This is a genomic window from Halomonas alkaliantarctica, assembly GCF_029854215.1.
Taxonomy (GTDB): domain Bacteria; phylum Pseudomonadota; class Gammaproteobacteria; order Pseudomonadales; family Halomonadaceae; genus Vreelandella; species Vreelandella alkaliantarctica_A.
In genome coordinates this window covers 2134013-2158291 of record NZ_CP122961.1, presented here as the reverse complement: position 1 = coordinate 2158291, position 24279 = coordinate 2134013, and the positions used below count along the sequence as shown (strand labels likewise).

At 51.4% G+C, this 24279-nt stretch carries 33 protein-coding genes; 22 read left to right on the top strand and 11 right to left on the bottom strand.

What is annotated here, in order from left to right:
* Positions 1-12: 12 nt before the first annotated feature.
* The 4 genes from QEN58_RS09860 to QEN58_RS09845 form a co-directional block, all read right to left on the bottom strand.
* Complete coding sequence (locus QEN58_RS09860) at positions 13-336, bottom strand: hypothetical protein (RefSeq protein WP_280103522.1); 324 nt, start codon at positions 334-336, stop codon at positions 13-15.
* Entirely contained in the window at positions 333-650 is a 318-nt protein-coding gene (locus QEN58_RS09855; RefSeq protein ID WP_280103521.1) for a hypothetical protein, read from the bottom strand. The genes QEN58_RS09860 and QEN58_RS09855 overlap by 4 nt, the downstream gene beginning before the upstream one ends.
* Entirely contained in the window at positions 647-1048 is a 402-nt protein-coding gene (locus QEN58_RS09850) for a helix-turn-helix transcriptional regulator (RefSeq protein ID WP_280103520.1), read from the bottom strand. The genes QEN58_RS09855 and QEN58_RS09850 overlap by 4 nt, the downstream gene beginning before the upstream one ends.
* A gap of 774 nt (positions 1049-1822) precedes the next feature.
* On the bottom strand, positions 1823-2500 hold the full coding sequence (locus QEN58_RS09845) for a LexA family protein (RefSeq protein WP_280103519.1): 678 nt from the start codon (positions 2498-2500) through the stop codon (positions 1823-1825).
* A gap of 101 nt (positions 2501-2601) precedes the next feature.
* Here QEN58_RS09845 and QEN58_RS09840 point away from each other — a divergent pair, with 101 nt between their 5' ends.
* Entirely contained in the window at positions 2602-2883 is a 282-nt protein-coding gene (locus QEN58_RS09840; protein WP_280103518.1) for a hypothetical protein, read from the top strand.
* 242 nt (positions 2884-3125) lie between these two features.
* On the opposite strand, the gene QEN58_RS09835 is transcribed toward QEN58_RS09840, so the two are convergent.
* Positions 3126-3524, bottom strand: a complete 399-nt coding sequence (locus tag QEN58_RS09835) for a hypothetical protein (RefSeq protein ID WP_280103517.1) — start codon at positions 3522-3524, stop codon at positions 3126-3128.
* 116 nt (positions 3525-3640) lie between these two features.
* Complete coding sequence (locus QEN58_RS09830) at positions 3641-4138, bottom strand: hypothetical protein (RefSeq protein WP_280103516.1); 498 nt, start codon at positions 4136-4138, stop codon at positions 3641-3643.
* Between the two features lie 226 nt (positions 4139-4364).
* Here QEN58_RS09830 and QEN58_RS09825 point away from each other — a divergent pair, with 226 nt between their 5' ends.
* The 7 genes from QEN58_RS09825 (at position 4365) to QEN58_RS09795 (ending at position 7736) form a co-directional block, all read left to right on the top strand.
* A complete protein-coding gene (locus QEN58_RS09825; protein ID WP_280103515.1) occupies positions 4365-5366 on the top strand; it encodes a helix-turn-helix domain-containing protein in 1002 nt (333 codons plus the stop codon).
* Positions 5360-6088: a hypothetical protein gene (locus tag QEN58_RS09820; RefSeq protein ID WP_280103514.1), complete on the top strand. Its 729-nt coding sequence runs from the start codon at positions 5360-5362 to the stop codon at positions 6086-6088. Before QEN58_RS09825 ends, QEN58_RS09820 begins: the two co-directional genes overlap by 7 nt.
* A gap of 2 nt (positions 6089-6090) precedes the next feature.
* On the top strand, positions 6091-6246 hold the full coding sequence (locus tag QEN58_RS09815; protein ID WP_280103513.1) for a hypothetical protein: 156 nt from the start codon (positions 6091-6093) through the stop codon (positions 6244-6246).
* Positions 6234-6362: a hypothetical protein gene (locus QEN58_RS09810; RefSeq protein WP_280103512.1), complete on the top strand. Its 129-nt coding sequence runs from the start codon at positions 6234-6236 to the stop codon at positions 6360-6362. Before QEN58_RS09815 ends, QEN58_RS09810 begins: the two co-directional genes overlap by 13 nt.
* Positions 6355-6666 carry a hypothetical protein gene (locus QEN58_RS09805; RefSeq protein ID WP_280103511.1) on the top strand — a complete coding sequence of 104 codons (312 nt, stop codon included), beginning with the start codon at positions 6355-6357 and terminating at the stop codon, positions 6664-6666. The genes QEN58_RS09810 and QEN58_RS09805 overlap by 8 nt, the downstream gene beginning before the upstream one ends.
* On the top strand, positions 6663-7001 hold the full coding sequence (locus QEN58_RS09800; RefSeq protein WP_280103510.1) for a hypothetical protein: 339 nt from the start codon (positions 6663-6665) through the stop codon (positions 6999-7001). The genes QEN58_RS09805 and QEN58_RS09800 overlap by 4 nt, the downstream gene beginning before the upstream one ends.
* A gap of 171 nt (positions 7002-7172) precedes the next feature.
* Positions 7173-7736 (top strand): hypothetical protein, encoded by a 564-nt coding sequence (locus QEN58_RS09795; protein WP_280103509.1) that lies wholly within the window; start codon positions 7173-7175, stop codon positions 7734-7736.
* A 114-nt stretch (positions 7737-7850) separates the two neighbouring features.
* Here the strand turns inward: QEN58_RS09795 and QEN58_RS09790 are convergent, their stop codons facing one another.
* The 4 genes from QEN58_RS09790 to QEN58_RS09775 form a co-directional block, all read right to left on the bottom strand.
* Positions 7851-8516 (bottom strand): hypothetical protein, encoded by a 666-nt coding sequence (locus QEN58_RS09790; protein ID WP_280103508.1) that lies wholly within the window; start codon positions 8514-8516, stop codon positions 7851-7853.
* Positions 8517-8916: 400 nt separating this feature from the next.
* Positions 8917-9780, bottom strand: coding sequence for an SIR2 family protein (locus tag QEN58_RS09785; protein ID WP_280103507.1), 864 nt, complete (start codon positions 9778-9780; stop codon positions 8917-8919).
* A complete protein-coding gene (locus QEN58_RS09780) occupies positions 9773-10783 on the bottom strand; it encodes a ParA family protein (RefSeq protein WP_280103506.1) in 1011 nt (336 codons plus the stop codon). Before QEN58_RS09780 ends, QEN58_RS09785 begins: the two co-directional genes overlap by 8 nt.
* 844 nt (positions 10784-11627) lie before the next feature.
* The gene (locus tag QEN58_RS09775) at positions 11628-12752 is read right to left on the bottom strand and encodes a hypothetical protein (protein WP_280103505.1); all 1125 of its coding nucleotides are present in this window, start codon (positions 12750-12752) and stop codon (positions 11628-11630) included.
* Between the two features lie 470 nt (positions 12753-13222).
* On the opposite strand from QEN58_RS09775, the gene QEN58_RS09770 reads away from it, so the two are divergent.
* From QEN58_RS09770 to QEN58_RS09760, 3 genes are read left to right on the top strand one after another with little or no spacing between them, the layout of a single operon-like run.
* Entirely contained in the window at positions 13223-13753 is a 531-nt protein-coding gene (locus QEN58_RS09770; protein WP_280103504.1) for a glycoside hydrolase family 24 protein, read from the top strand.
* Between the two features lie 28 nt (positions 13754-13781).
* Positions 13782-14135, top strand: coding sequence for a phage holin family protein (locus QEN58_RS09765; RefSeq protein ID WP_280103503.1), 354 nt, complete (start codon positions 13782-13784; stop codon positions 14133-14135).
* On the top strand, positions 14132-14518 hold the full coding sequence (locus QEN58_RS09760; RefSeq protein ID WP_280103502.1) for a hypothetical protein: 387 nt from the start codon (positions 14132-14134) through the stop codon (positions 14516-14518). Before QEN58_RS09765 ends, QEN58_RS09760 begins: the two co-directional genes overlap by 4 nt.
* A gap of 185 nt (positions 14519-14703) precedes the next feature.
* Here the strand turns inward: QEN58_RS09760 and QEN58_RS09755 are convergent, their stop codons facing one another.
* Positions 14704-15330, bottom strand: a complete 627-nt coding sequence (locus QEN58_RS09755) for a hypothetical protein (protein WP_280103501.1) — start codon at positions 15328-15330, stop codon at positions 14704-14706.
* 357 nt (positions 15331-15687) lie between these two features.
* Between QEN58_RS09755 and QEN58_RS09750 the strand changes: the two genes are divergently transcribed.
* From QEN58_RS09750 to QEN58_RS09700, 11 genes are read left to right on the top strand one after another with little or no spacing between them, the layout of a single operon-like run.
* On the top strand, positions 15688-16248 hold the full coding sequence (locus QEN58_RS09750; RefSeq protein ID WP_280103500.1) for a terminase small subunit: 561 nt from the start codon (positions 15688-15690) through the stop codon (positions 16246-16248).
* A complete protein-coding gene (locus tag QEN58_RS09745; protein WP_341870817.1) occupies positions 16214-18139 on the top strand; it encodes a phage terminase large subunit family protein in 1926 nt (641 codons plus the stop codon). The genes QEN58_RS09750 and QEN58_RS09745 overlap by 35 nt, the downstream gene beginning before the upstream one ends.
* A complete protein-coding gene (locus QEN58_RS09740; protein WP_280103499.1) occupies positions 18136-18357 on the top strand; it encodes a hypothetical protein in 222 nt (73 codons plus the stop codon). Before QEN58_RS09745 ends, QEN58_RS09740 begins: the two co-directional genes overlap by 4 nt.
* Positions 18358-18359: 2 nt before the next feature.
* Positions 18360-20006 carry a phage portal protein gene (locus tag QEN58_RS09735; protein ID WP_280103498.1) on the top strand — a complete coding sequence of 549 codons (1647 nt, stop codon included), beginning with the start codon at positions 18360-18362 and terminating at the stop codon, positions 20004-20006.
* 14 nt (positions 20007-20020) lie between these two features.
* A complete protein-coding gene (locus QEN58_RS09730; protein ID WP_280103497.1) occupies positions 20021-21256 on the top strand; it encodes a S49 family peptidase in 1236 nt (411 codons plus the stop codon).
* A gap of 35 nt (positions 21257-21291) precedes the next feature.
* Entirely contained in the window at positions 21292-21645 is a 354-nt protein-coding gene (locus QEN58_RS09725) for a head decoration protein (protein ID WP_280103496.1), read from the top strand.
* 39 nt (positions 21646-21684) lie between these two features.
* Entirely contained in the window at positions 21685-22710 is a 1026-nt protein-coding gene (locus QEN58_RS09720) for a major capsid protein (protein ID WP_280103495.1), read from the top strand.
* 60 nt (positions 22711-22770) lie between these two features.
* The gene (locus tag QEN58_RS09715) at positions 22771-22977 is read left to right on the top strand and encodes a hypothetical protein (protein ID WP_280103494.1); all 207 of its coding nucleotides are present in this window, start codon (positions 22771-22773) and stop codon (positions 22975-22977) included.
* Entirely contained in the window at positions 22977-23297 is a 321-nt protein-coding gene (locus QEN58_RS09710) for a head-tail joining protein (protein WP_280103493.1), read from the top strand. The genes QEN58_RS09715 and QEN58_RS09710 overlap by 1 nt, the downstream gene beginning before the upstream one ends.
* Entirely contained in the window at positions 23294-23866 is a 573-nt protein-coding gene (locus QEN58_RS09705; RefSeq protein ID WP_280103492.1) for a phage tail protein, read from the top strand. Before QEN58_RS09710 ends, QEN58_RS09705 begins: the two co-directional genes overlap by 4 nt.
* A 1-nt stretch (position 23867) precedes the next feature.
* Positions 23868-24278, top strand: coding sequence for a hypothetical protein (locus QEN58_RS09700; RefSeq protein WP_280103491.1), 411 nt, complete (start codon positions 23868-23870; stop codon positions 24276-24278).
* Position 24279: the final 1 nt, after the last annotated feature.

Genomic DNA, 24279 nt, shown 5'->3' with positions numbered 1-24279 from the left:
ACGCCAGCCCCCTCAAAACTGAACCAACTGTTGAAACGGCAACGTTTCGGGCATGGCCAGCTGTGCCGGTGAGGTGGTGTCGGTTTCTAACGCGGGAGCAGAGGGGCGCATGCCTGGGCAATGCTCCTCCGCGATGCCTTTGTAATCCGGCTGGCCAGTGCGCTTTTCCAGCGGTACACCACGGGCCTCCTCGGCGGCCCAGATCGCGGCATCCGTGCAGTAGCTAACCAGCCAGTCGGACTGTTCTTCCGCTTCGCGTTGGTAGAGCTGGCCCAGGACGGCTATCGAGATAAGCATGATGGCCACCCATAGGGCTTTAGCGGCTTGGTTGCTCATACGGCACCGCCTTTGCTGTCATCCAGCAAGCTGTTGAGGTGGCGGTGTATAGCGCGTATCTCACTCAACGCCGTTTCGGGGTGGCTGTAGTAGCACTCAAACTTTTGGTGGCTTTCGTGCTGGGCGTTGCGATGTGCCAGCCACGTTTGGCAGAAGATGCCGTGCTGGCAGGTTTCCAGCAGCACCGCGTATTTGCGCTGCAAGTTGATGGCCAGCGCCAGCTCTTGGCAGGGCATCAGCGTGAAGAGAAACGCCGTGTTGATGCCATTGGCTGTAAGTGTCCCGGTGACGGCTTGGGCGTTATAGAGATTCATGAGCAGACGCTCCCCACATCACGACGTGACACGTTACGACTGGCGCTGACCTGCTGGCGCGTACGAGCCGGTGGGCGGTTACGCATGGCTTCGGTGTCGGGATTGATGCCGCTGACCAGCAGGGCGATAAGAAGGGGAGCGATCCAGCCGCGGCGCATGGCTTCGGCAACAGCGCCAGCAGCACGATGTGTGTTTAGGTAATAAAACAGTGAATCAACAGTGGAACTAACTGTGCTTGGCGAGCATCCTCGTAACTTAGCGATCTCTTTTCTAGTCATTCCTGCTGCAAGGCATGCAATAACTTGCGCCTGAACGAGTGAGGGCCATTCGCTGTTACGTTGACCAAAACGACAGCGGAAGCCATTAAATTCAAATTCCTCAGGGGTGCTAGTAGGCATGGCTGCTCTCCAGGTAATGAAACATAGATCAATAATTACCCATGGGTAATTATTTGGTCAATACCTGCAGGTAAATATTTTTGCTTGAACCAAAAAAAACCCGCCATCACGGCGGGTTCTGTGCTTGAGATTTCAGAGGTCAAGAGTGCCTTGACCACCTTCCTCTCTTAAAGCTCGTTTCAGCAGAATCGGCTTACTCTGCTGCCATTGTTGAAGCACTAGACCGGCTTCACGAGCTTTTTTATACCTTTCTAGATAGGTTTCTCGCGCGCTCTTAGGCATTTCGCTTGTACCTCTTTCAGTACAGGAGGCGTCGCGGAGGTGCAAACAATAGCTGCCTTTTAAAGTACATTTGTACGAATGTACTGTGGACATACTGTCCATTAGGCTCTATTGTTGCACTACAACTTTTACTTCCACGGCACTTGCTGCGTTGGCGCGCATTTGCAAGAGTTTCGTGGTTTGTTCACCTCCGCTAGTCTCTAAGTTGAAAATTAGGCTCACTCTATTGGCGTAGAGTGGGCCTTTCCGTGTGCCTATATTTTACCTTTTGGTAACAGGCAGTACACAATATATAGTAGGTAGTAGGAATAATCAAACCTAAGAAAGTGGCTTTTTTTCGTCCACAGGCCTTTAGCTATGGGCATTTCAATTTTTTCTGTGTTTTCTATTATTTTTTTAACCATTCTATATGTGGTAGCTAAATAGAATTGATTGTTACTCTTATTTGGCGAATAAAAAAACCGCTCGGTAAGCGGTTTTAATAATTTATAGCTATCGAATTCGCATGTCAGCGACTATTACGCCTATTACCCGACAATTACCATTAATTTTAACGTAGGGTTCATGCCAATTTGGATTAAGTGCCTTCAGCATTTTGCCGTGACCTGGCTCTTCTATATATCGCTTGAAAGTTGCTTCATTGGTTTCTGTCATCACTGCAATGACATCCTTTCCATTTTCCGCCACTTTTTCAGGGTCGACAAAAATTAAGGTTCCAGGGGTATATTCTGGAAGCATAGACTCACCAACCACTCGGAGAACAAAAGTGTTTGGGCTGGCATTAGATGGACGCGGGTGGTATTTCTCAGGATTTATCTCAATATCACAAACTTCAGTCCATGCTCCAGCTTGAGCCCAGCCAATTTCGGGGCTCATCCCAGCCATTGTTGGCGCAATGTCAATATTTTCTATCCCTCCCGCTGGGCTTAGCTGGGAGTCCTTTGTATTGGGACTTTCCTGGTCTAGCCATCTACTGGGTAGATTAAGTCTGCTTTCTATATGACGAGCAAATTCTTCGCCAATTTTTTTGCGATGTGCTTTGTCGCTTAAGCAGCGAGAAATATAGCTAGCTTCACGGTCAATAGCATCTGCTAGCGCAGCACGTTTGCCATTGAAGCGTGCATCAAGGATGCGCTTTAAATTCTCACGTCTGAGGTCTGTGATTTCCATCCTGCCATAATCCGCTAGCGTTACCGATAGGTAAATTACCTATGGGTATTGATAAATGATTACCCGTGGGTAATCATTGGGGCAGCAATAAGGAGCTGCCTATGAAAACTCGCCAACAATCCCTGCTTGATTGGTTGCGTGATGCGACCGATGACCAAGTGCATCAAACAGGCACCACCCGCGCTTACCTACGCCAGATCGCCTATGGGCACAAGCAAGCCTCACCAGAGATCGCTGCGCGAATCGAGTGTGCTACTGCTGCTTTATGTACACGTAAAGCTCTGCGGCCGCGTGACTGGCAAACCATCTGGCCTGAGTTAGTCGCTAGTTCTCATCAGCATATCCGCTGTGGTGACGCGTGCGCATCGGTTTCTAAGTCGTGAATGGATATACAGGTCTTTTTGAGGTGAGGGTATGAGCAAGCAGCTATATGAAGCGGAGCAGTGGGAGTTAGAGCGGGAAATGAGTCGCTTGGTTGAAGCCATTAGCTCACATATCACTGAAGCGCAGTTGCAAGAGATGAGGGCAAAAAAGTTCCGTGAAGAGGCTGAGAAGCTGAACCAGACGCTTAACCTTTGTCGCCAGCGTCTGGGTTTGCCGCTTATTGCAGTTCCTGAAAACAGCGCTAAGACAGCAGTGCGTCTATCTCGACCCACTCCTGAAGGTCGGATGTGCGCCTCAGTATCACCTCACGCGCATCGGGAGGAATAGATACATGCTCAAACTCGCCGGCCAACAAAATCATAAGTTCATCCAGGTGCATGTTGCCGGTTTCACTTGGTCGAAAATGATGAAGCTCGGCAGCGCGGGCTTGCAGCAGTTCGATGTCATTAATCTGCAATCCCAGGCGGTGATAGCGGGCTGCAAGATGCGCCTCAAGAAACATTGCCATGAACTGCTTGAGCACCTTTCGGACAATGATGGCTTCTTCTTCTTTGGTGCAATTTTCTTCATTAATGCCTGCTGCGGCGTATTCATCGCGCTCGTGGGAATCCCAAAGGTAGTCGTATTCGTTTTTAGCCACGTCGCTTTCCTTCTTTTAGTGGATGGTGTCGCAACTACCACTTTAGCGGTTGGCGGTGTGGCTTTCTATTCGTGGGGGCTGCTATGAAACAGTCTGCGGTTCTAACGAGATTGGTCTTATGCAAGCCATTTCAAAAAGCGTTCCCAACGGTTGAGCTGCCAGGTGTAGTCCGGTCGCCCGCGTTCGATAGAGGAATCATTGTAGGCGGGCTTGCGCAGGCCTTCGATGTGAGGGGTGTCCATTCTGGCGATCTTGGCCGCCTTGCGGTCGTGATCTGCCAGGGTGAGCTCAGACGATTTCTGAAGCAGGCGCTGGTACCGGTGGCGTGCGCCACGGCACTGAAACGCTTTCTCTTCCGGCTTGAGGACAAAATCCAGAATAGTGCTAATAGCCACAATGACGCCGCTTATGGCAGTGATTGTGGCATTGCTGGTGGCAACACCTGCGAAAGCGGCGCTACCACCGAACAGGCTAGTGAATTTGAGAACATTGCCCATGCGGTTAAAAAGACGCTCTTGGAGCTGCATGTAGCGTATGGCGTAAGCAGTATCGCCAGCCGCTTCGTAAAGTGTTCGTTCATCAGTTCTAACTTGTTCGGTGAGCCGCTCGCTCATAGTCATTTGCCTCAATCATTATGGTTTTGGCTTTTGTGGCGGCGGTGGCGTTCTGCCAGGAGGGACATGATCTTGTCTGTCCTTGCCTGGCTCCCAGCCTTCTGGATCGTTACACAGCGTGGTTTCCATGGCGGCTCTCCTTTAAAGGTAGGTAGGCAGCGTTTAGCAATTATCAGCTTATATCTAGTTTCGCATTTGCGCCCATCCTTTCTCATGGAGGCGCGCCATGACTGAAGAACGCGCATTCCGAGGTGTCTGGATACCCGCTGAGATCTGGCTGAATCGTGAGCTCTCACTGCAAGAGAAAGTGATGCTGATCGAGATCGACAGCTTGCAGCACCCGCAAAAAGGTTGTTTCAAGAGTAACAAGAAGTTGGCCGAGTTCTTTGGCCTTTCGCCCAACCGTGTTTCCGAAGTGATCAGTTCGCTGAAAAAGAAGGGCTGGATTCGTGTGGATCAGGTGCGCGAAGGCAAGCAGATTGTCGAGCGTCGGATCTTCATGAAGCACCCACTCGAAAAGCCGAATAGGGGTACTCGAAAAACCGAACAGGGGTATTCGGAAAATCGTGAGAACCCTATTCGAGATTCCGAAGGGGGGTATTCGGAAAACGGGGAGAACCCTATTCGAGATCCCGAAGAGGGGTATTCGGAAAACCGTGAAGAGAGGGGTTCAGGTTTAGGGGTTCAGTTAGAGGGTTCCAGTAAGAGGGTTGCGCCTGGGGCTAGCCCAGCCGCTGCCACTGGTGACTACCTGGGCGCTGAAGAACCGCAAGCTGAACAGGCAGGGCCACAGGAATCTGCCGACGATCTGCTGGCGCGAATCCCCAGCGATATGCCCGGCACTCGTGACCCCACCGCCAAGACCTTCAAGCCCTGGGCGAACTATGCCTGTGCCTACCGTGCGCGTTACGGCACCTGGCCGGTGTGGAACCAGAAGGTGGGCGCGAACATGAGCCAGCTGGTCGACCGTGTAGGGGCAGAGCGTGCCCCTGGCGTAGCCGCCCACTACGTGAAGCTGAACAACCAGTATTACACCGCGCGGATGCATCCCGTTGGCTTGCTCCTGCAGGACTGCGAAGCGATCGCCACGCAACTTGCCACCGGCCAGCAGGTGACCCAAGCCAGAGCGCGCCAGCTGGATAGCACGCAATCCAACCTGAGTAACGCCGAGGAGGCCAAGCGCATCATGGCCGCCCGCCGCCAACAACAGGAGTCTTCGTCATGCTAACCGCCCAAGAGTCTGACCAGGTACTCGAACTGGTGTACGCCACGGCCGAAGTGCTGGGGCAGGAGATCCGCCCAACCGCCGCGGTATTGATTACCGACGACCTAAGCGGCTACCCGTTTGCCGAGATTCGCCGCGCCTTGGCCCGCTGTCGTACCGAGCTACATGGCAAGTTAACCCTGCCCGCGATCGTTGAGCGCTTGCCCAGCGCGAACAAGCACCTGCTGCCCAACGAAGCATGGGCGCTGGCGCTGCGTAGCACCGATGAGAGCGAAACGGTGGTGTGGACGCCGGAAATCGCCCGGGCCTTTGGTGTTGCCAAGCCGGTATTGAACGGCGGTGACCAGGTGGGGGCGCGTATGGCCTTCCTAGCAGCCTACGAGCGTGAAGCCGAAACCGCCAAAGCGGAAGGGCGCCAGCCGGTGTGGCAGGTGTCTTTGGGGCATGACACGCAGCGCCGTGAGCTGGTACTTCAGGAGGCGGTTGATGCCGGCAAGCTGCCCGCCCCAAAAGTGGCCCACTTTCTGCCACCGGCTGAGAAACCATTGACCGAGGAAGGTCGGCGACAGCGTAAGCGAATGGTTGGCCAACTGCGCGAGATCATCAATAAACCTGGCGATGCCAAGGCGCGTCAGCGCCGCGAAGAAGCCGAACAGGAAGAAGCGCGTCGCCGTGAGCTGTTGGAACAGGCGGGCGCGCCGCTGGCTGCGATGGGAGGGCGTTAACCATGTTGAGCCGTGCTTATGAACGGCCTAAGTGCCCGGCCTGCCAATACCGCAAGAGCGCTGCCGAATTTCGCGACCCGGGTACCGGTGAGCCACTTCCAGCGTGCAAGCAGTGCATGCGTCGCCAACAGCGTGGAGGTGCCCAATGGATGGCGTGAGCTGGTTTCTGTTGGGGGTGCTAGCGGGCGTGTTTATCGCGGTGGCCTGCGCTGCAGGCGCTTTTTGTAAGAGTGTCGAAGAGTTGAACGATCAAGGGGAGCATGACGATGGGTGAAGCATTGAAAGGTGGGCAGCAGGCGCGCCGTGCCGCGTTATTGTGCCAAAACGTGCGATTCGGTTTGTACCTCGATTGCCGCCGCCGTCAGGCAAAGGCACTTGAATATCGGCAGCTGCCCGATGGTACCCACAGCCCCGAGGACTGCGCCGATTTCATTCGTCACTCGTGTGGCATCCAAAGCCGCGCCGAGCTGGACCATAACGATACGGCGCGAGCCATGCTGGAGCGGATCGTGGCCGATTACCAACGTTGGGAGCGTCAGCAACGAATGTTGGATAGCATGGCTGGAGGTATGGCGTGACGTTACGAATCCAGAAACCCCGTCGCCCTCGAGCATTGACCAAAAGCGGCGCGCACCGGGCAAAGCCGGTCGATTGGGAAGGGCAGGAGCAAGCCGTACTGATCCGTTGGCTGTATGGGGAGAAGATGCGTGGCCAACCGGTAGGCGAGTTGTTTGATGCCACCTTCCATGTGCCCAACGGCGGCCACCGCAATAAGAAAACCGCGAGCGACCTCAAGCGCCAGGGCGTAAAGGCAGGCGTGAGCGATCTCCCCGTTCGTCAGGCCCGCGGCGGTTGGTTTGGCCTGTACCTGGAGTTCAAGGCCACCCCCCCCCAAGGATGCGCCGTTAGCTGATAGCCAATTCGAGTGGCTGGAAAATAGCGAATTTGAGGGCTATTGCGCGGTGCTGGCGCTAGGGCTCGAGGAGGCTAAAGCAGTGCTTAGGGAATACGCCAGTTGGCCCCGCACGCAAATAGCCGGCGAACGGCTGGCGCTGGAAAGCGGTACCGAGTGGAGGAAGGGGTGATGACACAGCAGAAGGGGAGCCAGATGCAGTTTGATGATTGGAAGCAGGTAGCAAACCCCTGGCGTGTCGTGGAGGCAGCGAAGAGTGATGAACGAGCGCGTGATGCAGCAGTATCCCGCATTATCGACACCATGCTGGAGCTGCAGCTTGATTACCGTCATGAGAACCCTGGATACCAACCGTTCAGTGTCACAGCGCTGGCAGGTGAGATACCTGGCGGCGGTGGCCGCAGTGACCAGGCCATGCTAGCCGCGTTGCGGTACCACCCTCAAAGCCAGTGGCATAAGACCTGTGGTTGGTTGTTGGATCAGCTACCCAAACGCCAGGCCGCGGCCATGCTGATGCAGGCCGCCCGCATCCGTCCGGAGAAGATGGGCCATAGCATTTGGATGGTAACTGCCAAGCAGATGGTGGAGCGTCAGGGGGTGTTGCTTAGGGCGCTGGGGTTGAATGAAGGCGTACGGCACTTTGAGAGTGTGGAGGCGTTGCAGGTGGCGGGTAAGCGTGCGCGTAAGCGGTTGTGGGAATGGCTGGAGAAAGGGGAGGGAGGCGTAAGTATTTAGGGTGACGTTGCCTTTTATATAAGGTCAACGCCAATCATAAAAACGTCCCTAATTATGTCTGAAGGATTGGTTGTTGAGGAGTTTAAATACATTTAATAGGCTAGGTGCGGTCGTTCAGAATGGGCAATCGTAATCATCAGGTAAACTATTCCAGTGACCACACAACTCGCAGGCACCGGTTGAAGGGTCGGCAGATTGAGCATGACAGAAATCGCAAAGTATTTTAACCGTATTCGCAGCATTAGGGTGCTGCTCGTAGCGATCCCTGAATGCTTTCGCAAAATGAAAGTTTTCTTCAAGCAGCACTTCAAAGGTATCATCTTTGCGAGTGTGGTAACCAAAAAAGTCATGTTTCAGTTCTGCTCTCGCGAAGTGCACCGCGAAACCAAGGGCATTCCCAACAATTTTCTCTGCCTCGCTCTTGGTCGTAGACCACGAGTAATGTTCAATAGCATTTCGAGTATCCCGCAGCGACGTGATTAGGTGCCTGTCTTCCTTTTGAAAATCAAGGCCACCTATCTTTTGTAGGCGTCCAAGCGCGCCATCAACTGTAACTGTTCTTGCACTGAGTCCTGGATATTTATCGACGTTTTCCCAAACCAAGGATGGATGTACGAGGCGCAGGCGCTCTTTGAGCAGCAGCTCGACTCCGTGCGCGATGCAAAGCACTGCCTGCTTCAAACGCTTTGCGTCGTCTTTCTCATCACGCCATGCTAGAAGCTCAATTGCGCTTTCGATCGAGTCAATAGCATTTCCAAGTAGGTTAAACTCAATTTTCAAAACGCATCTCCGGAATTAGGTTGAATTTTATAGCTATTATATTTACACACTCGAATAATTATTTAATATAAATATTGAAATATTCATTATTTTTGGTTTCAAACAGCATGCAGTGTGCGGTAATGGAGATATTGCAAATAATCTATTTTCGGATCTGAGTATATGCGGCAGTATGTTGTTTTAAGAGTGCTAGTTAGGTGATGATAAGAGCTCAAGTAATCTTACGTGTGTTTTTTTTGCAAAGTTTAATTTCTTTTTGAATACGCATTGCCATTGAAGAGTTTTTCTTTATTCTACTCCCCAAAAACATTTAATTTGAGGAGTTTTTGTGCCGATAAAACGCTAGGGTTGTATATAAAAAGCAGAAGATTTTCAAGTGTATAACAGTGGCTTAATTAATTTACCAATTCATATTTATTTTTAACTCCTCTCTTTCAGCTTCAACTAAATCTACTAGCTCTGTAACTGATTCAAGTAGCTCTATATGATTATTTGCTCCTGAGTATTGGATTATATTTAGGTTCATTGTATCCTGAATAACTTCAATTACAGAGTTGTGTAAAGATTTCTTAGGTAGAAGCATGACGTGGGATCTGCTGCTATTGTGTTTGAATAAAGAATCTTCTAGCAAAAGCTTAATGTCAGGGTCATTGACTCCGCAGCCAAGAAAAAGAAAAGTATGCGTCAGTGAAAGAGCTTCGAGTAATTCGTAAAAAGATGAATACTTTGTTCGAGCCTCTGCATATTCGGCTCTGGTAAATATTAATTTGTCAGGGGAGTCAATAGTGCCGTGAACCTTTAGAATAATACGTTCAGACCCTCGAATGCTTGACATTACATCGGAATCGTAATGCTGTTTGACTACAATCGATCCATTTGCTTCACTGTTAGCGTAAGTTTCATATATTTTATCAAAATTGGGAGTTGCTACAATTCTAGAATCCAATGAAAATATTTTTTTGTGAATATCGGCAGGCTGATATGCAGGAACAAGAAACTCTTCTCTAACAATTCTAGTGAATTCCTCCTTTCCAAGTTGCCGCTTTACCACCTCGCAAGCTGTTAGGTAGTCATTATCCTTTAATAACTTGCTGATATGAGCTTTAGGGTTAATATCTGTGATAGCACTTTGGAGGAATTGATACCATGTCTTAGGTCTTCTCCCGGTAGTGTTAACACTGTTTCTAGAAATTCCTGACCCTAAAAATATAACACAGCGACGTCTGCTAATATCACTGACTACCTCCTTTGGCCACTTAATCATCACTATCTCCAATGTTGCTTAATAGCTTCTTAGCAATACTGGAATAAATTCCCTCCGAATACTGTACTTTTTGGAAGTGCGCCCCGACAACGCCATCTTTAGATTTTAAACTGAATATAGGTGCGTTAGTAGTCTGAGACATAGGAACCAAGCTATGAAGATTCTCAATTTCGCCTAAGAAAAGATTGTCAAGTGTTAAGTGGTCTTTAGTTATCGAATGTATTTCTCTTTCAATTGCTGCTGGGATCTCTTTAGAAATTTTCTCGTAGGCTTTAACGTGTACCTTTTCACCTCTAACAGTTTTAGCTTTATATTGTTGAAGTACGTATCCAGAGAACTTTAGACTCCATTGAAATTCTTTGTCATAAATTTCATAAGGCTCGTTTTCTTCTTCTTCGTATTTTTTTAAACCATCTTCTATGCCTTTTCTCCACTTAGTTAGAGAAAGATTTATGTTTTCTAAGGCCATTAGACTGAATACGTCAACTGCCATTGGAATTACAAAATAATCACAAGCTATAAGTACAGAGCGATTTATCGCACCTAAGGATGGGCCAACATCAAAGAAAATATAATCATACTCTTCATATTGAAGTTTGAGATGTTCAAAAACTAAAGTTGTTTGCAATCCTCTCGGGTCACCCGACGTAGCTGACTTCCAGTCAGTTGCTAATAAATCTTCGCTGAGCGAAAGTCTTGGATCGCCTGGGATTATATCAACCTTGAATCTTTCTGACTTTACAGGGTTTATTCTTTTTTCAAGATAACCCTTTGCCTTTCTAACTGGTGATAAAAAAGATTCAATGCTGTCTCTTTTAGATTTCCCATATATTGATTCAAGTTTTTCTTCGGATAATATGTATGTGGTACTATTGCATTGAGGGTCAGCATCTATAATAAGTACTTTCTTGGATTTTTTTATTGATAGGTAAGCAGCCATGTTACATAGGAGAGTTGTTTTTCCAACGCCTCCTTTATTGTTGAAAAAAACTATGCTTTTCATTTTAACCTCAGTGTCAATAGTATGTTGTTTATGCCACTAAATGGCAGCAGTAGGTTTTTGCTAATAACTATTCTAAATAACAACCCTGTTTTAACTGGCGAAATCTGATCATCTTACTCATGTCTTTTAAAATTATGTCAAAGGCTAATGTAAATTACATTTTAGCACAAAATGAGGGTGAAATTAGTCCTTTTGAACCAGCGACGTGATGAAAAGTAAAAAATTGACGATTACATTTGCCTAAGTATCGTGATTGAGGCAGTGTTTTATCTATGATGCTCTAGCTGCGCGATTAGCCATAACTTTTTGAAGCCCTGCCGGTTACCCGGCGGGGCTTTTGCGTATCTAGGTTGGCACCGCCTGGGCAGTAGGGGGTTAAGGCTGCCCTGTCACGACAACCTTGGATTCCAGCCGCTGCTCTAGCAGGTGAAGTACCTGGATGCGGTGGGTGCAGTGACCAGGCCATTCTTGCCGCCCTGCGCTACTCCCCTCAAAGCGAGTGGCATAAAGCCTGCGGTTTACTGCTCGATCAACTGCCCAAACGCTAGGCCGCGGCTTTGCTGATGCAGGCCGCCCGGATCCTTCTGGAGAAGATAAGTCATAGCATTTGGATGGTGACTGCCAGGCAGAGGGTTAAGCAGCAGGAGGTGTTGATCAGTGCGGTGGGATTAAATGAGGCTGTTAGTCACTTTGAGAGTGTGGGGGCGTTGCAACTGGCGGGTAAGTGTAAGCGGTTGTGGCAGGGGTTGGCGCTGTGGGAGGTAGGGCAGGCTTAGACTGAATTGCGTTGGTCATAAAAGATGGCCAACGCACTTAGTAGCTTAATGTATTGGCGAAGTGTACATTAGGTACTGCTTTTCGGCCAAGGAGCGAAATTTGAGTAGGTTCTTATTAAAGCCAATGATATAGGATGCCAACAGAGCGCAGAGAAATCACATTCCGACAATGGCATCTTGTCTTCTTGTCGAGTAAAAGTTAAATATGCAGCTTCAAATCCATTTTCCAAAGCGTAAATCTTATATATTAAATTCTTTTCTTTATTGGTGATGACATTCTCAATTACGGGGAAAAACTTGCTATGGCTAGAAATGTTGTTTTCATAGTCATAGTCAGCAAGCGTTGCAGCAATTAAATCTGGTATTCTATTGAATGAATCATACCATAGATCCCCCGTCTGTTCTGGCAGTCCAAAAACGAAGTTCTCTGCGTAATCTTTATCTTTTGATAACATCAAAGCATGAAATAAATTATATGCTAAGTCAAAGATTACTGGCATAGAGAATTTTCCGTCCTTATGGGTTAGCATAGAATCTCTATCCGAAAACCAGCCAATTATATCCACCTTTAATAAAAGGCAAGCCTGAAACGTTATATATGCAATAAAATTCGACACTATTTCAATATTTCTTATATTTCTTAAATTTACTCCTTGCTTTGAAACCTCATGGAGCATGACGTTGTAAGCTTTTTTTATACGTAGATAATTTTCGTTTTCACCCTCATTTCTTATCCAGTAATCTACTTGGTTAATAGCCGTTTTGTAACATGTCTTTAGCGCCTCACGCTCATTAATTGGATCTAATGTCATATTCTTATCTATGAGTATAGATATATTTAAAATCTCACTTTTGTTGATAAATTCTAAGAATTCTGTATTTACTCTTGATAAATTTTTAATATCCTTGAAGGATAGACCATTTATTTTTTCTTTAAGTCTTTCAAAGTCCTCAGAGTATGGAAGTATGGAAAATGTTATTACATCATTTGGCTTATTTTTATCATTTAGTACGTAGTCGCTAAAGATCATCCATTTTGATACATTCTCATTTTTTTTGAAGAATTCAGAAAATATGGCGTAGCTAGATTGATTGAAAGTCTCATCAAAAGAAGATAAAAAATTGTGTATTACGATTCCTGCTTTGGATTTACCGTATTCGACTTTTTCATGCTCTTTAGTTATTACTTTCATATCTGTTTTTCCTTTAATACCACTTGCTAGTAGTGGGTAGGTGGAGCGCTGTTATACAGTATGAACGTGCCAGCAAGATAAAAAATTTTATCTTGTGTGAAAACCAAGTATTAACTACTTTAAATTGCTGGTGGTATAATATCTTTCGGCAATATAAGACCAAACATAGTGCAAGCTGCATATCCCTGATCGGAGTGCATAAGGCCTTTGTCTTTATGTCTACTTTGGGATCGGTAACAGACTATCAGTTAACTTAATATAAGATCCATTTGGCACTTTGGGAAGCTCAAATTCATCAATGCTTTCATCGAAAGAGCTATGTGAATAAATTATTTGCTTCAGTGTCGTGATTGAGGCAGTATTTTATCTAGGCTGCGCTAGCTGCGCGATTAGCCATCACTTCTTGAAGCCCTGCCGGTCACCCGGTGGGGCTTTTGCGTTTCTGTGGCTCCAGTAATTGAGGTTCAGCTATGTCGGCTCATTCTCCTACTCATTGGCTTGAGGAGGCGGAACTGCTGCGCGTTGAGCCAGCACCGCCAAGAGATACACGCGCCGGCAACTTAGCCGCCTTCCTCGATACATTGGCCTTTGCCGAAGGAACACCGAAATTTGGTAACCAAGATGGCTTCAATGTGATTGTCGGCGGCAAGACATTCAACAGCTACGACGATCACCCGCGCCAGCTTGTTTGGCTTCCTGCTTATGAAATCCACTCCAGCGCAGCAGGGCGCTACCAGTTCCTGATACGTACATGGGATGACCTGGTAGAGCGGTTCCATCTTCCTGACTTTACGCCTGCTAGCCAAGATCTAGGCGCCATTCACCTTATCCGCCAGTGCAAGGCGCTTGCATTGATCCATGACGGCCGCATCCGTGATGCCATCCATGTTTGCCGCAACATTTGGGCGAGCCTACCAGGTGCTGGGTATGGCCAGAGGGAACTGGCGACTGATGAGTTGCTGAGTGTTTATAAATCGGCTGGCGGCATTTCCATCGACTAACTGACGAGGCCCGCCCGAGAGGTGCGCCATGAATCCAAGACGAAAAGAGAAACGCCGTATGAATGGCAGAGACCCCAACTTCTGGCAAGGGCTGCTGGACTTCTTGCCTATCACTTTGGTGGCCATCCTGACGTTCACAATGGGATTTATTCGTGGCGTACACGAGGGCGGCAGCCTCAAAAAGTCGCTGCTGGGTGCTTTGATGTGCACGCTCCTGGCAACGCCGCTGTTCCCGGTTTTCTTATGGATAGCTGAGTCTCAGGGCTGGCCGCCCATCATTGCCTTCCCGCCGTGTGTGTTCCTGGCATTCCTGGGTACTGATTGGATTCGCAGTAAAGCAGACGACATCTATGAGGTTTTCATCGGGCGGTGGCGCAAATGATTGGCCAGCTCAAGCGCAACCTGATCGGGGTGGGGGTAGGCGCACTAAGCATTGCTGCTGTTTATTTCTACTGGCAGCACGTCACCAGCGAGCGTGATGCATACAAGGCAGAGGCTGAGCACCAGCGTGAACGCGCTGAGATATTGATCGAGCACCAGCAATTGCAGCGCCAGCGCATCAATACATTGAGCAGCGCGCTGGCTGCGCGTGAACGCACGTTAGAAACCATTGATGACGATATAGGCGCCAGCACCGGGGCCCTCGAACCATTGGGAGAACAAGATGCGAAAGCAGGTGACTGGCTTGATAGCGATTTGCCTGATGGGATTGTTGACTGGGTGCGCGAGCTTCAGCGATCAGTCAATGCCAATGGTATGCGATAGCCCGGAGGTGCCGGAGCATCTAACGAATGAGCTGCCAGCACCCAAGCGGATATTACAAACTAATAAAGGAGTGCTGTTGTTACTCGCTGAATATGAAGCGCTACGCCGCCGGTTCAATGCTGATCGGGCGGCGGTTGATAGAATCATTAAAATAAGATCGATTGAATAATTGTTTTAAGATCGATTTATATAACTGGGTTTGCACTGTTGTTTAGGTCTAGTAGTCTTTTGTTTCTTCTCATATCATTTGTTGAAGTGCCAAGCAAATAGAGAGCAAAAAGAGCTAATGGAGTAAAGGTTGCGAATGCTGCTGTTATGGTTGGCGTGGGATATTGAAACCCTAAATTTATGATCACCAGAGCTATGGCTGTTAGCCCCCAAGAAAAATTTAGCGTTAGAGCAATTCTGACGACGGCTTTAATGTGAGACTCTTTTGGCGATGCAAATATCTCTCCTAAACCACTGACCTTGCTTCTGAATTTTCCTTCGCTAAATTCTATATCTCTTCGAGATTTATGGAACATTTCAAGGTTATATGGAAAGTCTTTTTTGGTAAGCAGGTACGTAACAGCTTCTGCGGGCATTGGCCATCCAAACTTTGAGAAGATTGAGTTTTCAAGATAAGCTCTTTCTGCGCAGTTAATATCATGTTGTTTTGTTAGTTCTCGTGCTTTTAAAATAATATCGTCAAACTGCTCTTTTTTCTTTTTCCATCGCTCGCCATAACTTATTCTTTGTTTTAGATGGTGTGTTATAGCACTTATAAAGATAGTTGCTAACGAGGCAGCTAAACCACTGAGTATCGCGCTCATCATTTTTTTCCTAATGTTTATGTAAGTTCTTCATCGGCTTATCGGCGCAATGCTTTAGAAAAATTTGATATTCATTATAAGATGCTTCGCCGTGGACTACCCGGGGGCTCGGCTCCAGAGTTAACAATGCCTGAATTTTTCGGCGGTCAATTCATGGTAGCTAGTAGCGCCGGGCTTAAATCCATGTGATTGCTCGGTCTGATTAACAGGATCAGTCCCACTACTTTGCGTCAAGGTTCTTAGCTTCTCACTGATATTCGCCGGGTCCTCCTGAGCGTGTGCCTCTGCTGTACGGGGGCGCAGAGCCTCGATTTCGCGCTATTTATGAGAATTTTCTAAGGCGAGGTTGTTGTTTCGATGTCGAGCAGAAGACAGCAATCTCCAGAGCCTTACTGGCTGAATAAAAGCCAGATGGCGGCAAGCCTGGGTATCAGCGTGCAAGCCTTTGATAAATGGGGCGTTAAGCCGGTTGCAAAGATCGGTAGAAGCGTCTATTTCGACTGCCGTTCGGTGCTGGATTTGAAGCTAGCTGAGCTAGAGGCGAAACAACAATCATCGCAACCTGGCGATGACGATATGGGCTTTGATCCACTGCTCGAGCATAAGCGCGAACAGGAAGAGTACCTGCTGACCAAAGAGCGCCGTATTGGCCAGCAGCAGAAGAACGAACTGGCCGCTCGCAAAGTGGTGCCCAGCGAGTTTGCCATCTTCACCTTATCCAAAATTGCGGCAGAGATCGCCGCCATTCTCGACACACTGCCACTAACGATGAAGCGTAAGCATCCCGATTTAGAGACGCGTCACCTAGACACTCTGATGCGGGAGCTAGCGCGCGCCCGTAATCAAGCCAGCGGGCTCGATAGTCTTTTGCCGGAGCTGCTGGATGACTACTTCGACAGTATCGATTCAGCAGCTTAGGGAGTGGCGGCGTTCAGTGCATCAAGGGTTGTTAGCACTGTTCAGGCCCGCGCCACTGACGGCCGTGGAGTGGGCTGACGAGAATTTCTATCTATCCAGTGAATCGAGCTACCACGAAGGACGCTGGACAACGCTCCACTTCCAAGTCGCCATCTTAAACGCGATGGGTAACGACGAGATCCGCACGGTGAATGTGGTGAAGTCGGCCCGCCTTGGTTACACCAAGATGCTGCTGGCCGCCGCCGGTTATCTACTGGAGCACAAGAAGCGCAACATCCTGACGTTCAGCCCCACGGATACTGACGCTGAATCGTTCATGAAAACGCACATGGAAACCATGGTGCGTGATGTGCCGGTAGTGTTAGAGCTGGCGCCGTGGCACGGCATGAAGCATAGGGATAACACGCTTAGCGCCAAACGGTTTGCCAACGGCAAGCAAGTGTTCGTGCACGGGGGCAAGGCTGCCCGCAACTACCGCGAAAAGTCGGTGGATGTGGTCATCTATGACGAGCTTGCTGCCTTTGATGAGGACATCGAAAAAGAGGGTTCGCCCACCACGTTGGGCGATAAGCGCCTAGAAGGCTCTACGTTTCCGAAGTCCATTCGCGGCTCTACGCCCAAGGTGCGTGGTCAGTGCCAGATTGAGGCAGCCGCTGAAGAGTCGCCGCACAAGCTGAATTTTCATGTGCCATGCCCGCACTGCGGAGAAGAGCAGATTCTCAAGTGGGGCGGCCCCGATGCTAGCTTTGGTATCAAGTGGGACGAAGGTAAACCGGAAACCTCGTTCTACCTATGCGAGCACAACGGCTGCGTGATCAAGCAGCACGAACTGCAGGATGAAAGCCGTGAGCACAGCATCAAAGATGGCGTTTGGGTGTGCGCTGATACAGGCATATGGACGCGCGACGGTATTGATTGGTTTGGCGCTGACCACGAACCGATACCCACGCCTGACAGCGTGACGTTTTATCTATGGACGGTGCTTAGCCCCTTTACCACCTGGGAGCGCATCGTTCGTGACTTCCTAAAGGCAAAGGGTTCGCCCTCAAAGCTCAAAACCTTTGTAAACACCACGCTAGGCGAAACCTGGGAAGACGAGCTGGGCGAAAAGCTCGAGTGGGAAACGATTTACGGGCGTCGTGAGGTTTACCCCCAAGTGCCCGATGCAGTGGTGGCGCTGACGGGCGGTATCGACACCCAGGATGACCGCTATGAAGGCCGCGTTTGGGCGTGGGGTAAGGATGAAGAGTGCTGGCTGGTAGACCGTTGGATTCTCTACGGCGATCCTGCCGGGCCAGAGTTAAAGCGCAAAGTGGCGCAAAAGCTGCACCAGGGGTACCAACGAACAGACGGGAACTGGTTGCCAGTGATGCGCTGGTGCTGGGATTCAGGCGGGCACTACACCGATGAAGTGTACGCCATGAGCAAGCAGCAGGGCCCTTACTGGGTTATTCCGATCAAGGGCGCCAATAAGTACGGCAAGCCGATTGCCAACATGCCGCGCAAGAAAACCGCTAAAGGCGTTTTCCTCACTGAAGTGGGTACCGACAACGCCAAGGAAACCATCTACAACCGCCTCAAGCTTCAGCCGCAACCTGGCGTGGCGGTACCTGGCTGCGTTCACTTGCCCTCGAACGATCTCATTTGCGATGAGGATGAGATCAAGCAGCTCACCGCTGAAATCAAAGTGGCCAAGATCGAAAAAGGGCGGCGTGTTTACCGCTGGGATGCAGGCGGCCGCCGTAACGAAGCGCTGGACTGTTTCGTGTATGCCCTGGCTGCTTTGCGTATTAGTCAGCAGCGCTTTGGCCTCGACCTTAATGACACCGCCACGCTGGCGCCGCGTCCCAAGCGTAGGCGATCCCGCGTCGCTAGAAAGAGCAGCTTATGACCCCCGAATCTTATTCTGCACGCCTTAACAAGGTGCGCGAAGCCATCGACAAAATCCTAAGCGGCTCACAGTCATGGCGCTTTGGCGATCGGCATTACACCCGGGCAGATCTACCCACGCTTTACAAAATGGAAGAGCGCTTTGAACGGATGGCCGCCAAAGAAAGAGCGGCCAACGCTAAAGGCGGTCGTCACCGCGTTCGCTACATTGGATTTTAATCATGGGCCTATTTAAACGCTTAAAGGGTAGCACTGCTGCGCAAAAGCGAGACCAGATGGTTCGCCAGGAGCTTGAGCGGCTGGAGTCTACCCAAGGCCGCTCACGGGCTAATAGTGGCAGCGAGACGCGGCACCGCGGCGCAAGCCGAATGATTCGCTCGATGCTTAGTTGGCTGCCAGGGCTTGGCAGCCCTCGGCAGGACACACCCACAGGTGAGCGGGAACTGCTTATTAGCCGTACCCGGGACGCCTACCGAAACCACATGATGGCACGTGCCGCCGTTAACCGTGCCGCCACCAACGTGGTGGGCATGGGGCTAACGGTGCGCCCCAACGTGGATGGTGAATCCCTGGGACTAAGCGACGATGAAGCCGATGCGCTCAATGATGAGCTGGCGCGTGGGTTTCGGTTATGGGCAGAGGATCCTGCCGAGTGCGACATCGAGGCCGGTCTCGATTTTTACATGCTCCAGCGGCTGGCTTTTATCAGTGCGTTAGTCAGTGGCGATGTGTTTGCCATGACACCCGATGATCAGCGCCCTGGCTGCCTGTTTGGCACCAAGCTGCAGTTGATTGAAGCAGAGCGGGTCGGTAATCCGTTAAGCGATCTTCACACCCCGAATGAAGTTGACGGTGTGCGCACTGACAGGCTGGGCAAACCTACGCATATCCGTGTTTGCAGTGGTTACCCCAGCGACTACACCACCTCGCAGCAGTGGAAGTGGTACCCCATCTTTGGCACTCAAACGGGGCGCCGGCGCATTCTGCACCTGGTCAATGAGAAAGGGCGGCCAGGCCAAACTCGCGGCATACCGTATCTGGCACCGATTCTTGAAGCGCTGCAAAAATTAGAGCGGTTCAGTCAGGCAGAGCTGACGGCGGCCGTAATCAGCGCCATGTTTACCGTGGCCATTAAGCATTCGCCCAATGACGATGCTGACATGGCGGCCGGTGGGCCAATGTGGAGCGAGGATAGCGACGATCCCAACAAGCCAGACCGGCCCGTTGTTAGCAGTTCCAACGACCAGCCGAGTGATGGCGATAACCTGACGTTGGGTGAAGGCGCTGTCTGGGATCTTGAGGAGGGTGCCGAACCGGTCACGATCAATCCCAATCGACCGAATGCCCAATTCGATCCGTTCTTTGTGGCCATTGTGAAAGAGATGGGCGCGGCACTGGAAATGCCTTCTGAGGTGCTACTGATGCACTTCTCGACCAGCTACACCGCCGCCCGCGCCGCCTTCAACCAGCTATGGAAGTTCATCAAACAGCGCCGCCACCATCTCACGGTGCAGTTTTGCCAGCCCACCTATGAGCTGGTCATCGATGAGCTCGTGGCGCGTGGCCGTATTCAGCTACCTGGTTATAACGACCCGGTACGCCGCCGTGCTTATACCCGCGGCTTATGGATCGGTGAACCCCTTGGATCACTAAATGAACAGGTCGATGCCCGTGCCGCCACAGAGCGGATCGCCAACGGTACCAGTAATGAGCATATCGAAACCATGGCGCTGCACGGCGAAGACTGGGAGGACGTTCATCGTGACCGTGCCCGTGAAATCCAGCGCAAGCGACAGGACAACGTGCCTGTCTATGTGGGCGGGAAAGTTCATTCAGAAGAGCAAGCGTCGGCCAACGCTGACGAATAATTCAGGAGAACCCCATGACACTGCCTCGCACCGCCTTCGAGCTGGCGGCTAGCCATACGTGGCTAATGACCGCTGAAGCACTCGATACCGTCATGGCCGTTGCAGCGCGGGAAGGCGATGTTCAAGCACTGGAAGCCAGGCTAGGTCGCCCGCTAGACAATACGCGCAGCGTCACTGTGCGCGATGGCGTTGCCATTATCCCCGTTAGCGGCCCTATTTTTCGGCATGCCAATTTGATGACCGAAATTAGCGGCGCCACCGCCACTGGCAGCCTAGCCACGGACATTCAGGCGGCGCTCGATAACCCGTCCGTCAATGTACTGGTGTTGGACATTGATAGCCCCGGCGGTGAAGCCACCGGCATTAATGAACTGGCAGAGATGATCTATCAGGCGCGCGGTACCAAGCCTATCAAAGCCTACGTAGGCGGGCAGGCGGCCAGCGCTTCGTACTGGATTGCCAGCGCTGCCAATGAAGTGATCGTTGACGACACCGCCCAACTCGGCAGCGTCGGCGTGGTGCTTAGCCTGCGTAAGCGCGAAGACCGGCCCGGCGAAAAGAGCTATGAGATTGTTTCAAGCAATGCTCCGAACAAGCGTCCAGATCTGGAAACCGAGTCAGGGCGTGCCCAGCTGCAAACGCGCACCGATGAGCTCGCTGATGTGTTCCTCGACAAGGTGGCACGCAATCGCGGCATTCCCCGTGAAGAGGTAAACGACCGTTTCCGCCAGGGCGGTATCGCCACTGGTGCACTTGCCGTGGCGGCCGGTATGGCCGACCGCCTCGGCTCACTAGAGGGCCTGATTGCCGAACTGGCGGGCTCCGTTTCAACACCCAGTCCGAAAAGGAGCGTCATGATGACGACCGTTAAAACCACCGCTGAACTCCATGCCGCCATCGAAGCGGGCACCGATCCAAAGACTATTCAGATTGCGGCTGCCGAAACCGTGGATACCGAAAAGGTACGTGCTGAAGCGGCAGAGGCTGAACGTCAGCGCTGTATCGGCATTCAATCGCTGGCAGCACCAGGGTTTGAACAAGAAGTCGCGGCGGCGCTGGCTAATGGTGACAGCGTTGAGGCAACCGGTTTAACGCTTTTCAAAGCAGCTCAGGATCGCGGCATTTCGCTGACCGGCATGCAGCAAGACAGTACCGAGGCGCCCCCGGCAACGCCACCAAAAGGCGGCAAAGAAGCTGAAGACGAACAGCAAGCGGTGTCGGCAATTTCGCGCCGTTGGCAAACCAAGTAAGCCAAGCGCTTTATACGCGATAAGAGGAGACACCTATGTCGAGTGCGACACAAACCAACCATCCCCAAATGGCAATGATGGCGGGAGATTTCCCCCGCCGTTACGCCACAGTCACCATCGCTGCAGGTGAAGTGCTGGCTGCTGGCAGCGTGCTTGGGGAGGTAACTGCCAGCGAAGAATTCAAACTCAGCGCCGCTGCAGCCGAGGACGGAAGCGAAAAGCCAAGTGTAGTGCTCTGGGAAGCGGTCGATGCTTCCGAGGGCACAGTGGGGGCTGAAGTTCAGCTTACCGGCGATCTACGTGCAGCGGCGTTGACGCTAGGAGAAGGGCACACAGTGGGCAGTGTCCGTAAAGCCCTGCGGCCGCTCAGCCTGTTCGTGCACGACTAAGCCTAGCCGCGCTATTTATTATCAATCATGGAGAATCCCATGGACTTATTTGCAACACGCACCATGCTGGCTGCTATCCGTCAAATGCAGCAAAGCCGCCGCTTCCTGGGCACCCTCTACTTCGGCGCTGAGCCGGTCACTGCGACCACCGAAAATGTTGATATCGACATTATCAAGGGCAACCGCAAGATGGCGCCCTTTGTGCGTCCTAACCGTCCCGGCAAAGTGGTTGATCGCTCGGGTAGCGTTATGCGCAGCTATAAGCCTGCCTACGTTAAACCGAAACTGGAAACCAGCGCTGGCCTATTGTTGAACCAGCGTCAGCCGGGAGAGCATATCTATACTGGTCGCACACCACTTGAGCGCGCCGGAGATCAACTAGCCCGGGATATGGAAGATCTGGATGACCAGATCAACCGCCGCGAAGAGTGGATGATTGCCCAGGCGCTCACCACCGGCATGGTGGAGGTCAAAGGTGACGGTGTTGACGATATTGTCGATTACCAGATGGACGACGATAACTTGATCACAGAGGCCGTTCAGTGGTCGGAAGACACCGCCGATCCGGTTGCCGATCTACGCAAGTACAAGCGCCGCATTGCCAAGAAAACCGGCCGCACTGCGAATGCTAGTGTTATGAGCTCCGAGGCGGCTGATGCCTTCCTTGATAACGAATCGGTGATCAAGAAACTGAATACGCGCCGCATCGACCTTGGCATGATCCGACCGGAAGAGCTGCCGGACGGTGTGACGTACCTTGGCTACCTAAATGATCCTGGTATGGATCTCTACGCCTACGAAGAGTGGTATCAACCTGATAAGGGCGAAGAAGCTCCGATGATTCCCGCTGGCGGGCTGATCGTTGGGCCAACTTCAACCCGCTGCTCAATGCTGTATGGCGCTATTCAGGATATGAAAGCACTGGAAGGTGGGCTATTCGATGTGGCTCGCTACCCGAAAAGCTGGCTGGAAGATGACCCCGGCGTTCGCTGGTTAATGATGCAATCAGCACCGCTTCCAGGCTTCCACGAACCGGACGCGTTCATTTTCGCCAACGTGGCATAACCGACCCGCCTAATGATGCGGGTTTTTTTATGCCATTCATAAACTGGAGAGGAGGCCATCATGGCCAAGCAATTTGTGGTGATTCGCGGGCAGATTGAAAAGGGCAAAGAGGTACTGGCTAAACGTGGTCAGCCCTATAAGCCCAAGAATAAAGCCGAGGAGGATCGCTTGTTGAAGGCGGGCGTGATTGCGGAAGCACCAGTGTCACAGAAAGCCCATGAGCCTGAATCAAACCCAGCACTCAACCAAGGCACAGGCGGTGAGTGATGAGCGTCTTTGAAGACGAAGTGCGGGAAGGCACGCGGGAAATACTGGAGGAAGCCGGTGATCCGGCTTGCTTCGCCGCTCTGAATGCTGATCCTGTTCCTGTCAATGTAATGCTCGATCGAGACGTGGAGCGCACAGTGGCAGGCATGCAAGGCGTCATTATGGAAGCCCGCACCGAGCTAACCGGTTACACCAGTGAACTTGGTGCGGGTGCCCGCGGCGATGTAGTGACGCTGAACGGTAAGGGTTGGCGTTTAGGCCAAAAGGCCCGCGACGACGGCTACCTGGTGACCTGGATTGTGACGCCGGAGAGAACATGAGCCAGACCACCCCGATCAAGATTACGGTGGATAAGCAGGCGATCCGCCGTATCGAAAGTGACTTGATGCACATTAAGAATGGCGCACCGCGCGCCATGAGCCGTGCCATTAACCACACATTAGGCGTAACGCGCACCGAGGCCAGCAAAGAGATTCGTAAGCAGGTGAAGCTCAAAGCGGGCTATGTGCGCGACAAGCTGACCGTTAAGCGGGCCACCGTTAATAGCTTGAACGGCGCAATCCGGACGCCAACGCGGGGCACTCTACTTACACGCTACCCACACCAAGCCTACAAAGCGGGCGGAGTGGGTGTGCAGGTGAAGCCAAGCGGCGGCAAAAAGCGCATGCCTGGCGCTTTCTTTATCCGCTTCGCCAACGGTGTGCAGGCTATCGCCATTCGTACCCAATACGGCCCAGGCCTCGGGCGCAGTGAAGGCATCAAGGTGCTTTACGGCCCCTCCACCAGCCAGGTGTTTTCCTATGTGAAAGACGACCTGCAGGCACCCAGCGGCAATCGCTTAATGCAGCGCATGGATTATGAAGCAGAACGACTACTCAATCGGCAGTGATATGACCCCTATCAGAGAGCAGATCATCGCAGCACTGGCTGAGCGGCTAAGCGCAGAGCGGGCGAACAGCATCATCGACACCTTGCCCGCGCGAAGCATTTGGGATGGCAGCGACGGCCTAGTGGAGCGCAACCGTTACGGTGGCGTGAGTGTGACCACGGAGGTCACGGTTGAAACCGTGCACCAGGCCGACCGCAACCACCGTCAGTGGAGCACCCAGGGCAATACCATCCTGGCCGAACTGATCGCCACCGCCACCGGCAGCGATCGCACGCTGGATGGTCTATGCGAGGACATCGCCTATACCGGCGGTACGATCTATTACCCCGAAGAGGGCAGCGACATTATTGGAGTGGATCTAGTGCTTGCCGTGCGCTGGTCACATGCCGTGGGTGATCCGTATAGCCTGTAGT

Excerpts from the sequence above, each read along its gene's own strand:
- QEN58_RS09860 (WP_280103522.1), bottom strand. The coding sequence starts at position 336 with ATGAGCAACCAAGCCGCTAAAGCCCTATGGGTGGCCATCATGCTTATC.
- QEN58_RS09855 (WP_280103521.1), bottom strand. The coding sequence starts at position 650 with ATGAATCTCTATAACGCCCAAGCCGTCACCGGGACACTTACAGCCAAT.
- QEN58_RS09850 (WP_280103520.1), bottom strand. The coding sequence starts at position 1,048 with ATGCCTACTAGCACCCCTGAGGAATTTGAATTTAATGGCTTCCGCTGT.
- QEN58_RS09845 (WP_280103519.1), bottom strand. The coding sequence starts at position 2,500 with ATGGAAATCACAGACCTCAGACGTGAGAATTTAAAGCGCATCCTTGAT.
- QEN58_RS09840 (WP_280103518.1), top strand. The coding sequence starts at position 2,602 with ATGAAAACTCGCCAACAATCCCTGCTTGATTGGTTGCGTGATGCGACC.
- QEN58_RS09830 (WP_280103516.1), bottom strand. The coding sequence starts at position 4,138 with ATGAGCGAGCGGCTCACCGAACAAGTTAGAACTGATGAACGAACACTT.
- QEN58_RS09825 (WP_280103515.1), top strand. The coding sequence starts at position 4,365 with ATGACTGAAGAACGCGCATTCCGAGGTGTCTGGATACCCGCTGAGATC.
- QEN58_RS09820 (WP_280103514.1), top strand. The coding sequence starts at position 5,360 with ATGCTAACCGCCCAAGAGTCTGACCAGGTACTCGAACTGGTGTACGCC.
- QEN58_RS09815 (WP_280103513.1), top strand. The coding sequence starts at position 6,091 with ATGTTGAGCCGTGCTTATGAACGGCCTAAGTGCCCGGCCTGCCAATAC.
- QEN58_RS09810 (WP_280103512.1), top strand. The coding sequence starts at position 6,234 with ATGGATGGCGTGAGCTGGTTTCTGTTGGGGGTGCTAGCGGGCGTGTTT.
- QEN58_RS09805 (WP_280103511.1), top strand. The coding sequence starts at position 6,355 with ATGGGTGAAGCATTGAAAGGTGGGCAGCAGGCGCGCCGTGCCGCGTTA.
- QEN58_RS09795 (WP_280103509.1), top strand. The coding sequence starts at position 7,173 with ATGACACAGCAGAAGGGGAGCCAGATGCAGTTTGATGATTGGAAGCAG.
- QEN58_RS09785 (WP_280103507.1), bottom strand. The coding sequence starts at position 9,780 with ATGATTAAGTGGCCAAAGGAGGTAGTCAGTGATATTAGCAGACGTCGC.
- QEN58_RS09780 (WP_280103506.1), bottom strand. The coding sequence starts at position 10,783 with ATGAAAAGCATAGTTTTTTTCAACAATAAAGGAGGCGTTGGAAAAACA.
- QEN58_RS09775 (WP_280103505.1), bottom strand. The coding sequence starts at position 12,752 with ATGAAAGTAATAACTAAAGAGCATGAAAAAGTCGAATACGGTAAATCC.
- QEN58_RS09770 (WP_280103504.1), top strand. The coding sequence starts at position 13,223 with ATGTCGGCTCATTCTCCTACTCATTGGCTTGAGGAGGCGGAACTGCTG.
- QEN58_RS09765 (WP_280103503.1), top strand. The coding sequence starts at position 13,782 with ATGAATCCAAGACGAAAAGAGAAACGCCGTATGAATGGCAGAGACCCC.
- QEN58_RS09760 (WP_280103502.1), top strand. The coding sequence starts at position 14,132 with ATGATTGGCCAGCTCAAGCGCAACCTGATCGGGGTGGGGGTAGGCGCA.
- QEN58_RS09755 (WP_280103501.1), bottom strand. The coding sequence starts at position 15,330 with ATGAGCGCGATACTCAGTGGTTTAGCTGCCTCGTTAGCAACTATCTTT.
- QEN58_RS09750 (WP_280103500.1), top strand. The coding sequence starts at position 15,688 with ATGTCGAGCAGAAGACAGCAATCTCCAGAGCCTTACTGGCTGAATAAA.
- QEN58_RS09745 (WP_341870817.1), top strand. The coding sequence starts at position 16,214 with ATGACTACTTCGACAGTATCGATTCAGCAGCTTAGGGAGTGGCGGCGT.
- QEN58_RS09740 (WP_280103499.1), top strand. The coding sequence starts at position 18,136 with ATGACCCCCGAATCTTATTCTGCACGCCTTAACAAGGTGCGCGAAGCC.
- QEN58_RS09735 (WP_280103498.1), top strand. The coding sequence starts at position 18,360 with ATGGGCCTATTTAAACGCTTAAAGGGTAGCACTGCTGCGCAAAAGCGA.
- QEN58_RS09730 (WP_280103497.1), top strand. The coding sequence starts at position 20,021 with ATGACACTGCCTCGCACCGCCTTCGAGCTGGCGGCTAGCCATACGTGG.
- QEN58_RS09725 (WP_280103496.1), top strand. The coding sequence starts at position 21,292 with ATGTCGAGTGCGACACAAACCAACCATCCCCAAATGGCAATGATGGCG.
- QEN58_RS09720 (WP_280103495.1), top strand. The coding sequence starts at position 21,685 with ATGGACTTATTTGCAACACGCACCATGCTGGCTGCTATCCGTCAAATG.
- QEN58_RS09715 (WP_280103494.1), top strand. The coding sequence starts at position 22,771 with ATGGCCAAGCAATTTGTGGTGATTCGCGGGCAGATTGAAAAGGGCAAA.
- QEN58_RS09710 (WP_280103493.1), top strand. The coding sequence starts at position 22,977 with ATGAGCGTCTTTGAAGACGAAGTGCGGGAAGGCACGCGGGAAATACTG.
- QEN58_RS09705 (WP_280103492.1), top strand. The coding sequence starts at position 23,294 with ATGAGCCAGACCACCCCGATCAAGATTACGGTGGATAAGCAGGCGATC.
- QEN58_RS09700 (WP_280103491.1), top strand. The coding sequence starts at position 23,868 with ATGACCCCTATCAGAGAGCAGATCATCGCAGCACTGGCTGAGCGGCTA.